An 11,723-nucleotide genomic window follows, 5' to 3' on the forward strand; every position below is an offset into this window, starting at 1 on the left:
CTCTAAGTATATGTTTGCTAAAATTAACTATAATCAAACAACATTGCACTTAAGGGATAATAACTTTACAAACTTGGGTATTTATATTGTGATGAAACTAGAATAGAAGATTGAACACCTTCATATGAAGTCTGTTTCTGCAATCGCTTTAACGGAAAAATAGTAGAGAGAGTTGTTGTGTGATGGCAGAAGAGGTTGATATCCGGTGGCCTTGTGATTTACCAGAGTCACTAAAAAGTAAGTTATTAGAATTATCCGAGCGTAAACAGGGTGTTGCAAGTCTCCAGTTTACTGAACGATATGCATATATTCCTGGTGTGTTCTATGTCTGTCAGGGCACCATAGGTATGTGTTTTTCAACACTAAATATGAAAACGATTGTTGGGGGCGTTTTAGGTCAAGGTGATTGGGTTGGTGCCTATTCCATTGGCAAAAAATTAAAATACTTCAGTGTTGCAGAAGAAATTGAAGTACTGAGTATGCTTTTATTCCCTAGAGAAAAGCTGTTATTGCTAGCAGAGAGTGAGCCTTTAGTTTACAAATTTTTGTTTTATGCTGGCCAGCAAACACAATCGATCTGGATGCAAGCGTTATTGTCATCGATCCATAATCGCGAGCAAAAACTAATATATACTTTATTAGAACTGAGAGCTCGTTATTCTCCTATAGCAGGAGCGATTGATTGCATTAATATTTCTCAAAATCAGTTAAGTACAATCACTGGAATTTCACGGCCAAGGCTAAATGAAACACTTAAGCAAGTAGAAAGCAGAGGCTTTATTAGTGTACAAAGAAATAAGATTTTCATTTTAGATTTTCCTGCACTAAGCCATATTATTGAACCAATGAACTTAATGATTAGGGACCCAAGAAAAAGTGGAATACGGAAAAAAGATGATTAAATGATGGCATTTAAAGCTGCTGAGAATGACTGACTTCACAGCAGCTTGTCTATGCTAATCGTGAGACAAAGCCATCACTTAAAGCATCATCACCTGTGCAACCAGCAATAGCGAGCCAAAGCCGAGTAAGAAAAGAACGATAGGTAGCACGAACTTAATCCACTTGTTGAAAGGGATGTCGAGCATTTGCAAAGTCACCAGTACTAGGCCTGTAGGTGCTAAGAATAGCATGGCGTATTGCCCCCAGTTGTAAGCCGATACCACAATGTCGCGAGGGATCATAACTGTGTCAGCCAGCGGTGCCATAATAGGCATGGCCAATACAGCTAAACCCGATGAAGACGGCACAACTAAGCCTAACAAGAAGAAAATAAACATTTGCGAGACAGCAAACACACTGCCGTGCATGCCAGTTACTAACTGTGATGCCCACGCTAAGATAGTGTCAGACACCATACCTTGTTCAAGGATGATATTAACACCACGGGCCATCCCAATAATCAGTGATACAGCCACCAATTCAGACGCACCTTGAGTGAAGGCTTCAACCGCTTCTTTTTCTTTCAGACCAGAGATAAAGATAATAATAATGGCAATGGTTAAGAACGAAGCCGCCATTTGTCCAAACCACCAACCTTGCGTAGACACGCCCCAAATCATCATTGGGAACGCGATGGCGAACAAACCTAGAATAACTTTACGGCGTAAGGTGAAAGGGATTTTTTCATTTAGATCTTTGCCTTTCAAGAAACGTTCGCTGAAAGCTTCTCGGTCTTCATAGGTGTAGGAGAATGAAGGATCAGCTTTGATCTTTTTGCAGTACCAGTACAGATAGCTGATCACTGTGGTAATACCGACAACCAAACCAAATGTACGCACGCCAATCCCTTCGGTAAATGAAATCCCCGCAGCATTAGAGGCGATAACGACACTGAATGGGTTAATGGTCGAGAAAGCCGTACCAATGGAAGCGGCCAAGAAAATTGCGCCGACACAAACGATAGAGTCAAAGCCAAGCGTTAAGAAAATAGGCACAAGGATAGGGTAGAAAGCGACGGCTTCTTCTTCTAATCCGCAAGAGGTGCCACCCAGTGCCATCACGATACAAACAATGGCAACAAACAGGAACTCTCGCCCTTTTGTTTTCTCTGACAGCCTAACTAGCCCAGCATTAAAAGCACCGGTCTTGTTAATCACGCCAATCATGCCACCTAAAATTAAGATGAAGACAATAATGTCAGCGCCTTCAACCGTGCCTTCTACCATCGCAATGGCAATATCGCTGAAACCTTTGGGTGACTGAACCAGTTGCTCATAGGTGTCGGGAATCGCAATTGGTTTGCGAATGGTGCCGTTAACAAATTGGTCGATACCTATGTTGATGTTGAGTTTTTCTAGCTCAACTTGTGTTGCTGGCACCGTAGTAATTTCACCCATCGGGCTAGAGACATGAAGTGCATTTTGACTGGCGTCGTAAGACAGTTTTGAATAAGAGCCTGCAGGAACAAGCCAAGTTAAACCGATCGCAAATAAAGTAATGATAAATAAAATAGTGAAGGCGGTTGGGAACTGAAACGTTTTGCCTTTTTGTTTGGTAAGCAGCATAAGAATTTCCTCAAAGCCGTATTATTAGACAGGAGAGATAGTCAATCCATGTACATACGGTAATGTGTTACCAAATGTAATAACGTCGATTTGATCACGAAGTTAAGACTGTCTTTTATGAATAAAACTGATCTTAGAAGTGCGTGAATAACCAAAGTTAATATCTTGTAAACCCATAGCGTTAAAACAAGATTTGTTTTCCAATTATCAAATGGTATGATGTTCTGTATGTTGGGTGAAGAATATTAATAAAGTAGGTTGCGAGTGGATTTTGGAAGTTTTGTCACCAAGCTTGAACAATTTGGGTTTCGTAACGATGGTATCAATAAGGACTTTGAATATCGTTATGAGAACAATAACGAGATAGGTGAGGTATTTTATCAAGGGCTAAAACCGTTATTTGAATGTTTAAGCGAACGTAAAGATATTTCCTTTTCTACAGGGAGTTCTGGAGATAAATATAATCTGAGGTTTTACTTAGATAGAGCGAGCGAAGATGCTGGTTCGGGTACGTTTATATTTAGTCTAAATCTTCAAGTAAACAGTGGATACCTTTCATTTTCTCAGACAGAAAATCTATTACTTGCTTTCTCATTCCAAGCGGTTCTCAGTGATGGAAATCACCCGATTGTTACCCCTAGGAATAATATCCGTCGTCGAGTTGATTTTTTAGATCCCAAAAAAGCGTCAGGCTTAGCAATTATCCCTACTCAAGACATTTCACAATACTGGCAAGCTTGTTTGGTTGAGCTTGGTATTTCCTTTAGTGATACAAGCCCTCAATTTTGGCAACGTTGCGATCAATCCTCTCAACCAGCAGAGCAAGCTTTTTTATTTGGCATTGCACGGCAGCTTTCGCAAATTATTCGACACTACAATGCGCAGATATATTCTAACCAAGATAACTAACTTCTTTATCAAACAGGCAATGCCATTATAGGCGGTATGAAGTTTGGGGCTAATGGCCTGAGTTTTGAATTTAACTTATCGCAAGCGAATATTAAACAAATTAGCTTTTATCCAAATATTAAGAGCGTGCTGAATGAATATAAGCTGCCTTTTACGCAAGAGGGTAATTGGTTAAAAATCGCGATTAATAACAATACCTTTTACAAAGCTCTTACTTTGATGAAGCGGTGGTCTAAAACAATTGAACCTGTATTATCCGACCAACAAGAGGATGGCGAAATGACGGCTGAAAATCACAACGGTACGACTATAACTTATTCACCTCTTAACCAAATTCTATTCGGCACTCCAGGTACAGGTAAAACCTTTCATACAACAGAAGCTGCAGTAAAAGCGGCTGATCCTGCGTTTTATTGCCAGCTTAATATTGATCCAGCAGCGGGAGCGACCACAGAACAGCGTCAAGCGTTAACAACAAAATATAAAGCCTTGTCGGAAGCTGGACGTATTCGCTTTGTGACCTTTCATCAAAGCTATGGCTATGAAGAGTTTGTCGAAGGCCTAAGAGCGGAAACCACAGAAGATAATCAGATTAGCTATAAAGTGAGTGACGGTATTTTTAAGTCGATATCTAATGCGGCTTCTGTATCGGAATTACACTTGGATGCTGATATTAATCATAATGGCCGAGTGTGGAAGCTTTCAATTGAAGGCGCTCATAGCAATGCCGCAAAAAGTCACTGTTTAGAGGCGAATATCGCCGCTATTGGCTGGGGGAAAACCGGTGATCTGAGCCAAGAACCGCGCAATGAATACTTTTTATCGCAAGGTACTAACAATCAAAACTCGCTCAATTACTTCTCGCAAGAAATGGAAGAAGGCGATCTTGTTCTTTGTATCGATAGTAAAACATCGGTAGAAGCGATAGGGGTTGTGTCGGGGCCGTATCGTTATGTTGAAGATGGTGTACCGTCTCGCCATGATTATTGTCACCAGTTGCCAATAAAGTGGCTGGCAAAAGACTTCTCTGTCGACTTTAAAGAGCTGAATAATAACACGCAATTTAGCTTGCCCACCTGTTATCCGTTATCGCGCTTGAGTGTTGCCGAAGTGCTGAATCACCTGCATAGTCACGGGATTGAATTAAGTGACAGTGCCCCTTCACCTGCACAAAGCCACGTTGAACAGCATAATCATGTACTGGTTATTGACGAGATAAACCGTGGCAATATTTCTAAAATCTTTGGTGAGCTTATTACGCTAATCGAAGAGTCTAAACGTGCCGGCAATAATGAAGAGATCACGTTAACCTTACCGTATTCCGGTAAAACGTTTTCAGTTCCGAATAACCTTTACATCATAGGCACGATGAATACGGCTGATCGCTCACTTGTTACGATGGATACCGCCCTGCGTCGCCGTTTCGATTTCAAAGAGATGATGCCAAAGCCCGAATTATTCAATAACAGAACAGTGAAGGGTATCGATCTAACGCGCTTATTAGCAACACTGAATAAACGCATTGACGTTTTATATGACCGAGAGCATACGCTGGGCCATGCCTTTCTTTTCCCTGTGTTCAATGAGGCGAACGAAGACAATGCCTTTATTAAGCTGAAGGATGCATTCAAGAACAAAATTATTCCATTACTGGAAGAATACTTCTACGAGGACTGGAATAAGATCCGCCTAGTGCTAGGCGATAACCAAAAAGAATTGGCAGACGGTCGCGATTACGCTTTTATCCACACTCATACCGACTCTTACGATGCACTGTTTGGTAATAACCACGGCTTAGAAACTTATGAAGACAGCAAAGTTACTTACAAGCTGAAGGCCTTTGACGATGCGGTATGGGATCAGCCTGAAGCTTACATTACGATTTACTCGAAGAGTGAGTAAGCCATGGTGAAGCCAAAGAAAGAAATCACCGTATTTGAGTTTGATTTTGTAGCTAAGGCGATAAAAGCCGAATGTGGTAACAGCCATCCTAACGTTCATACCGTGACAGCCAAAAGTTACGATTACTTGAAGTTGATGTGCTTAGGCGAGAAGAGTGATCGTAAGTTATTTAAGCTGCGCAGTATTGATGGGATGGAAGTCTTGCAAGTGCAAAACTATGCCGGGGTCATATTCACGCCAGACAAGACGCAAATCGAGGTGCTGCCTAAAATTGGACGGCATTTAGATGCTGGTGAACAGGGTATTCAGCAGGCGCGTTTATCCTTAATCACTATGCTTAGAGCATTGAAGGGGTTTGAGCATGTACAAACCGCGAGTGCGAATATTGCAGCGGAAAAGATGCCTTTGCTTGAGGTGTTCATTACGCAATTTTTGCAATCAGTGAATTACCTCGTTAAGCGAGGGTTACGAAGTGATTATGCACGCCGAGAAGACAATTTATCCTTCTTGAAAGGTAAGCTGAATGTAGGCAAGCAGCTACGCCATAATGTGGTTAATAAGCATAAGTTGTATTGTGAGTACGATGAGTTCTTACTGGATCGCCCTGCAAATCGGCTACTGCACTCTGCATTACAAAAAGTGAAAGCGCTCACGCGAAGTGTTTCTAATCAGAAGTTACTGCAAGAGCTTGCGTTTGTTTTTCATGACATACCGAAAAGTCAGGATCACCAAACGGATTTTACCAAGTTGAAGCTGGATAGGAGCATGGATCACTACCAAGTTCCGATGCAGTGGTGCCAGCTGATATTAAACGGTTACTCACCACAGAGCATGAAAGGGGCAACCCATGCCGCGTCTTTGTTGTTCCCGATGGAGAGAGTGTTTGAAGACTATGTGGCGAAAACACTGAAAGATCAGCTCGCTAATAAAAGATCAGACTTACAGCTAGAAACGCAGGCAAGCGGTAAGCATTTAGCGGTTTACCAAGGGAAAGGTAAGTTTAGTCTTCGCCCTGATTTGCTTATTAAGCGGGGGATGTACAACAAGGTCGTACTTGATACTAAATGGAAGCTACTCGATAGCGATGTCTATAACGCCAATATTTCTCAGTCTGATATTTACCAGATGTTTGCTTATGCGAAAAAATATTTAAACCAAGGCGGCGGTCTTGAACAAAGTAGAGAGCTTCAACAAGGCAGAGACGTCGTGTTGATTTATCCCATGCAGCCTCATTTCAAGCAAGCACTGCCAGCTCCTTTCGATTTGGATGATGGTCATCGACTCTGGGTTGTTCCATTCGACATTGTGCCTAAGAAAAGCCAATGCCATTGGGCGGAAGCATTACTAAGCAGTGATGAGAGCCAGTACTTTGATCATTTAGTCGCTAGCGCCTAAGTAAAATCGAAAGCGAGGGGCATGGCTTCTCGCTTTCGTATTTCAAAACCAGATCGGGGTTTAAACGTCGACACGTCGCCCTGTCGGTAAGTGCTCAAGCTTATCGCCAAGCACCTCTTTGAGTAGCCCGAACGCTTTCATGCCGGTGCAGTGGCCAGTGTAGAGCTTGTCTATAGGGTAGGAGAGTAGTTGTTTACCAATTTCACGGATGTCTTCTTTACTTCCGCCAATGCTATTGAATACGGGTAACCCCACTAAATGAAAACCACCGACAACCGCTTTTATTCGGGTATCAGGAAATAGCGTGACTGCCGTGTCGACCATGTTGAGTACACCGTTGTGCGCACAACCCGTAAAGACAATCAGTCCATCCTCTTCTTTCACTACCATCATGAGTTCATGATCAAAACTATCGTGCTGGCAGCCGTTCTCTGATTCGGTGTACAGGTATTGATTGCCCTTTGGCTGAGGGTATTTTTGATTGATATTGGTGATTAAAAATACATTCGGCAGTATCGCAGTGGTGTCTTGTATCAAGTTAAGCTGGGAATTGTTTTTCCCGAGTAAGCCTTTGTCTATCCCGACGTTACTGCTAAACCCAAAGGCTTTGAACCGATAATCTTGGCTTTCACAATCTCTAAAATAAATGGATGCGGATGTATTTCGCTCGATAAAATGGCTCACACCATTACAGTGATCGTGATGACGGTGAGAGATAGCTACAGCATCCACGTCTTGAATACGAATACCCAGTCGCGCCGCGTTATCGCAGAAAGTCTGACCGCTTCCTGCATCAAATAAGAGTTGCTTACCCATGGTGCTAATATGGAGCGATAACCCTCGTTCAACACCTAAATCTGGTCTGTTTTCTAAGCGGGAATTATCAACGAGTGCGGTAACTATCATAACGTCCTTGAGTCTAAATTTGTCCCCAGTTGTCAGCGGGGAGAGGATCGGTTTGCCATTCAGGATTTAGCCGCTGGAGCCTTATCATACTCTCGTTTGTTGCTGCCATTGTTGACCCACCAAAGGATGGGTGTCAGCATGATTAAAACCGTAGCGACAGTGATAACCTGAGTAAAATCAGGGGCTGAATCTGATCGTAAGGTTATCAGAGTACTACTTATGGTACTACCAAGCCCAACAGCAAAGTGTTGAATGGCACTCTGGAGACTGATTATTTTTGTCCGCGTATTGGCTCCCAATGAACTGATAAGCTCAGTGGTAATGATCAAGGTTCTAACGGAGCTGGCAATAACAAAAATAGTGAAGGTTATCGCAGCGAACATGGCATCTAAAGTGTTAAAGCCAAGGTGAATCGCAACAATCATCGCAATAGATAGCAAAGCAATCAGGCGACTGATGGAACCGCTTTTCACCGACATTCTGGCATAGGTTTGGACTGCCAAAAAAGAACCGAGCCCGCTAATGGTATAACACAAGCTAAGCTGTGAGCTTGGAATATCAAGCGTGGTAATTAACATCACGGGATACTGTGTCGAAATAACGAAGGTACTGACCACTGCGCTAGTGATAATAAGCAGAGCCAACTGCAATACGCGGTTTGTGGCTGGTGGTTCGGGAGTCGTGCTCTCGGGTGTGATAGGGGGAGTTGGCGGCGTTACTGTTGAACCTTGGCAATGCTTAGAAAGCATAAATAGGATTGAAATACAGATAAATCCGCTACCAAGTAGCTGAAAGCCAAGCTGCCACTGCGTTGCTGATGTTGAAAATAGAAGCAAAGGCACACCGAGTGCGAGCGCCAACGGGAAGGCACTGAGTAAAATCGCCATGTTTTTCTTTCTATTGTTGTCGCTTGAAACCAAAAGCAGGTAATTCAAATTAACAACAGCCAAGGCCCCGCCAAAGATCCCTGTTAGTAGTCGTGTAAACAGTATGAGATAAAAGTCATTTAGAACGGATGCAAGTAGGGTTGTTACTGTGACTCCTGTAAGTAAAAGGAGGATCCGCTTTCGCTCATGGTTTGCATTTTTACTGCCCTTTATCACCAGGCAGATCACGGCAGCAGATAATGCATAAGCCGCAGTGAGGTAACCCGCTTGAGCTCCCGTGACGCCTGTATCTAATGCGATTGATGCACTAAACGGAACAATGATTAGCATATCGAGCGCAATCAAGAAGTGTAGCGAAAAACAGCAAAGAATGAGGCTTATGTCACTAACTTTCAGTTGGTTAAGTTGTATTTTCATAGTTACTTCTTATCAATAGAAAGCAACTATTGTAGGTGTTAGTGTCGCAGGATAAAGTGGCCTAAATGGATTTGATAATCCTAAAAAATGGGATAGTTATGATTGACCAAATCGATCAGCAGTGGCTGAGAAGTTTTCACTGCGTGTATGAAAACAACAGCTTTAAACAAGCGGCAGAATACCTTGGTATGCCGACATCAAATGTTAGCCGTCATGTTGCCTTACTTGAAGAGCAGCTAAACGTACGCTTGTTGAATCGAACAACACGCCGTGTCACACCAACAGAGTTTGGTGAACAACTGTATGGCTCAACTATCAACTTAGTTGGTGCCTTGAATGATGCATTTAAGGAAATTAGCTATCACTCTCAAGCGGTATCAGGACAGCTGAAAGTGTTAATGCCGGATATCCCGATGCTTGCAGATGCTGCCGTCTCATTTTGTCTTCAATATCCAGAAATCTCTTTCTTGTGCGAAACCAGCTTGAGCCCCAAAGAAGACTTGCTCGATGGCTATGATTTGGTTGTGACGTTCAACCGAGGAAAGCTGGCTGATAGCGGCTGGGTGGCGAAAGAGATCATGCGCTACCCAAGTGTGGTTGTCGCAGCCCCGAGTGTTATTGAACGTTACGGGCGTCCCCATAAGCTTGCAGAGCTAAGTCAGTTACCTTGTATAACAAGCCTGACAGCATTAAATGGCGTGCCTTGGGTATTTAAAGACAGCGCAGGCCAACATGTTCATCAGCACGTAAAGTCATCATTTAAAGTAAACAGCGGCACCATGGCGAGATCGGCAGCCTTAGCTGGGATTGGCTTTTCAATTCTCCCTCAGTGGTCATGCGTAGCTGAAATTAACGCGGGTTTACTTAAAAAAGTAGAACTAGAAGCACAGCCAGAGGATTTGGTGTTATATGCATTCCATGCAGGAAGAAAGCACCTAGCCACCAAGATATCGTTGTTCGTTGAATGTCTGCAAAAGGCGCTCAACAACAGCTAAAAACGAAAGTGGCTATAGCAGAAGAACTTACAGCAGGAGAGCTTCAGAAAAAAGCTCAATATGATGGGGTAATCATATTGAGCAGAAAAAGTAGTGATGAAAGTTACTTATATTATTGTTGTTATCACCGTTCAAAATAGTGGAGCGGCATCAGATCGGTCTGCAGCCATTAAAAGGTGCCTGTGAGTAAATCAATGAGTTCACTTTCAGTTGTTGGCATTGTATCTAGTTCAATAAGTGCTGAGGCACCGCCTTTCAACATGTAAGCGGTTGCTGTGCCGTGATCATGGTGAAACCATTTACCGTTAACACACACGTCCGTGTAGCATCGTGAATCTTGTTTTAATTTCATTTGTCACCTCTTGTTGACTGTTAACGCATTATTAACATGCCTGAAAGTTCGCCAAGGTGAATATGATTTAGATCAATATTGTAAATGTTTACCACTATAGTGTTAGCCATTTGAGTGGGTTTTGTGGTGTTGGTGTTGCTTTTGAAATGGGCAGGCATTCAATTTTTGGAACGAAGATAACGAATTTATAGTAAGAAGGACGCCTGAATAAGTATTCAGGCGTTTTTTTTAGTCTGTAGATTATTGCACATACTTTACGGTATGGTGTTTTGTTTGTTTTTTAAATATGTATAATGTGCGTCACATTATGTCGTATCCATAATGATAATAATCATAACAACCAATGATGTAGCGTAATTTTGCGTTGTGGTAAAAGGCCTGATTGATCAATATGGCAAAAAGATCCAGTACACAAGAATCGGTAGCGTTAGCATTTGAACTGTTAAAACGTATTCCTCGTCACAGAAAAGTGACGGCCAGTGAGTTGCGTAATCAGCTTGAAAGTATCGGCATTACGCGAGATATAAGAACGATACAACGTAACTTAGAAACCTTATGTGAACATTTTAATATCACCCGCGATGAACGCAGTAAACCGTATGGTTACTCGTGGAATAAGTGTGGCGAAGGGCTGGCAATGCCGAACTTAAGCTCTCATGAGGCGTTGTTATTGAGTATGGCTGAGGACTACTTAGCCAACCTATTGCCTTCAAATGTGATGGCATCGCTAGATGGGTTCTTCTCGGAAGCGAGATATAAGCTCAATCCACACTGTGATAACAGCAAAGATAGAAACTGGCTCAAAAAGGTCAGGGTAGTAAGTGAAACCCAGCCATTGCTGCCACCTAAGCTAGATAGCGAAGTGTTGAAAGCGGTAAGCGGGGCTTTATATAACGACAGACTACTGAATGTGGAATACCACAATGCACGCCAACAAACACGCACTGCACTTGTGATGCCGCTTGGACTTGCGCAGCAAGGCTGCCGTATGTACTTAGTTTGTCGATTCGATGGTTATGACAACGAGCGTGCTCTTGCATTGCACAGAATAACGAAGGCAGTCGTCTCTTCATTTAGTTTTGAGCGGCCTAAAGACTTTCGATTGAGCCAATATGATGCCGATGGGCGATTTGGTTTTGGCGAAGGCGATAAATGTAAAATCGTATTTTGTATTACGAAGCCAGCAGGGTATCACTTGCTTGAAACACCACTGGCAGAAAACCAAACTGTCGAAGAGTTTGATGAACACTATAGTATTTCAGCAACCGTTATTGATTCACTAAGACTAAAAATGTGGGTACGAGGTTTTGGTGATGATATTTGGAATGTAAGTTACGGTAAATAAAACTAGCGTGACTTCTTTTACAACAACATGAATAAAAATCAACTTGGTGAATGTTTTTATTCATCATGGTGACTCATCATATCTGAAATAAACGTATGACTTTTACTC

General features: G+C 42.4%; 10 protein-coding genes. 6 read left to right on the forward strand and 4 right to left on the reverse strand.

Features of this window, described 5'->3' with window-relative positions:
- Positions 1-182: 182 nt before the first annotated feature.
- Positions 183-902 carry a Crp/Fnr family transcriptional regulator gene (locus ASV53_RS19150; RefSeq protein WP_094958266.1) on the forward strand — a complete coding sequence of 240 codons (720 nt, stop codon included), beginning with the start codon at positions 183-185 and terminating at the stop codon, positions 900-902.
- 78 nt (positions 903-980) lie between these two features.
- Here the strand turns inward: ASV53_RS19150 and ASV53_RS19155 are convergent, their stop codons facing one another.
- Positions 981-2,507, reverse strand: a complete 1,527-nt coding sequence (locus tag ASV53_RS19155) for a YfcC family protein (RefSeq protein WP_141226281.1) — start codon at positions 2,505-2,507, stop codon at positions 981-983.
- A gap of 264 nt (positions 2,508-2,771) precedes the next feature.
- On the opposite strand from ASV53_RS19155, the gene ASV53_RS19160 reads away from it, so the two are divergent.
- The 3 genes from ASV53_RS19160 to ASV53_RS19170 are packed head-to-tail and all read left to right on the forward strand — an operon-like array spanning position 2,772 to position 6,713.
- Positions 2,772-3,416 carry a hypothetical protein gene (locus ASV53_RS19160; RefSeq protein ID WP_094958267.1) on the forward strand — a complete coding sequence of 215 codons (645 nt, stop codon included), beginning with the start codon at positions 2,772-2,774 and terminating at the stop codon, positions 3,414-3,416.
- A gap of 36 nt (positions 3,417-3,452) precedes the next feature.
- Positions 3,453-5,318 carry a DUF8426 domain-containing protein gene (locus tag ASV53_RS19165; protein ID WP_205049213.1) on the forward strand — a complete coding sequence of 622 codons (1,866 nt, stop codon included), beginning with the start codon at positions 3,453-3,455 and terminating at the stop codon, positions 5,316-5,318.
- Positions 5,319-5,321: 3 nt separating this feature from the next.
- Positions 5,322-6,713: an McrC family protein gene (locus ASV53_RS19170; protein WP_239928860.1), complete on the forward strand. Its 1,392-nt coding sequence runs from the start codon at positions 5,322-5,324 to the stop codon at positions 6,711-6,713.
- Positions 6,714-6,773: 60 nt separating this feature from the next.
- On the opposite strand, the gene ASV53_RS19175 is transcribed toward ASV53_RS19170, so the two are convergent.
- Together ASV53_RS19175 and ASV53_RS19180 are read right to left on the reverse strand one after the other, a co-directional pair.
- On the reverse strand, positions 6,774-7,619 hold the full coding sequence (locus ASV53_RS19175) for an MBL fold metallo-hydrolase (protein WP_094958268.1): 846 nt from the start codon (positions 7,617-7,619) through the stop codon (positions 6,774-6,776).
- 59 nt (positions 7,620-7,678) lie between these two features.
- Entirely contained in the window at positions 7,679-8,923 is a 1,245-nt protein-coding gene (locus ASV53_RS19180; RefSeq protein ID WP_094958269.1) for an MFS transporter, read from the reverse strand.
- A 98-nt stretch (positions 8,924-9,021) separates the two neighbouring features.
- On the opposite strand from ASV53_RS19180, the gene ASV53_RS19185 reads away from it, so the two are divergent.
- Positions 9,022-9,918, forward strand: a complete 897-nt coding sequence (locus tag ASV53_RS19185; RefSeq protein ID WP_062692909.1) for a LysR family transcriptional regulator — start codon at positions 9,022-9,024, stop codon at positions 9,916-9,918.
- 169 nt (positions 9,919-10,087) lie between these two features.
- On the opposite strand, the gene ASV53_RS19190 is transcribed toward ASV53_RS19185, so the two are convergent.
- Complete coding sequence (locus ASV53_RS19190; protein ID WP_062692867.1) at positions 10,088-10,270, reverse strand: hypothetical protein; 183 nt, start codon at positions 10,268-10,270, stop codon at positions 10,088-10,090.
- Between the two features lie 391 nt (positions 10,271-10,661).
- Here ASV53_RS19190 and ASV53_RS19195 point away from each other — a divergent pair, with 391 nt between their 5' ends.
- The gene (locus ASV53_RS19195) at positions 10,662-11,615 is read left to right on the forward strand and encodes a helix-turn-helix transcriptional regulator (RefSeq protein WP_094958270.1); all 954 of its coding nucleotides are present in this window, start codon (positions 10,662-10,664) and stop codon (positions 11,613-11,615) included.
- The last annotated feature ends 108 nt before the right edge of the window (positions 11,616-11,723 follow it).

Source organism: Photobacterium sanguinicancri, from assembly GCF_002265265.1.
In the GTDB taxonomy this organism is placed as follows: Bacteria; Pseudomonadota; Gammaproteobacteria; order Enterobacterales; family Vibrionaceae; genus Photobacterium; species Photobacterium sanguinicancri.

Excerpts from the sequence above, each read along its gene's own strand:
- ASV53_RS19150 (WP_094958266.1), top strand. The coding sequence starts at position 183 with ATGGCAGAAGAGGTTGATATCCGGTGGCCTTGTGATTTACCAGAGTCA.
- ASV53_RS19155 (WP_141226281.1), bottom strand. The coding sequence starts at position 2,507 with ATGCTGCTTACCAAACAAAAAGGCAAAACGTTTCAGTTCCCAACCGCC.
- ASV53_RS19165 (WP_205049213.1), top strand. The coding sequence starts at position 3,453 with ATGAAGTTTGGGGCTAATGGCCTGAGTTTTGAATTTAACTTATCGCAA.
- ASV53_RS19170 (WP_239928860.1), top strand. The coding sequence starts at position 5,322 with ATGGTGAAGCCAAAGAAAGAAATCACCGTATTTGAGTTTGATTTTGTA.
- ASV53_RS19175 (WP_094958268.1), bottom strand. The coding sequence starts at position 7,619 with ATGATAGTTACCGCACTCGTTGATAATTCCCGCTTAGAAAACAGACCA.
- ASV53_RS19180 (WP_094958269.1), bottom strand. The coding sequence starts at position 8,923 with ATGAAAATACAACTTAACCAACTGAAAGTTAGTGACATAAGCCTCATT.
- ASV53_RS19185 (WP_062692909.1), top strand. The coding sequence starts at position 9,022 with ATGATTGACCAAATCGATCAGCAGTGGCTGAGAAGTTTTCACTGCGTG.
- ASV53_RS19190 (WP_062692867.1), bottom strand. The coding sequence starts at position 10,270 with ATGAAATTAAAACAAGATTCACGATGCTACACGGACGTGTGTGTTAAC.
- ASV53_RS19195 (WP_094958270.1), top strand. The coding sequence starts at position 10,662 with ATGGCAAAAAGATCCAGTACACAAGAATCGGTAGCGTTAGCATTTGAA.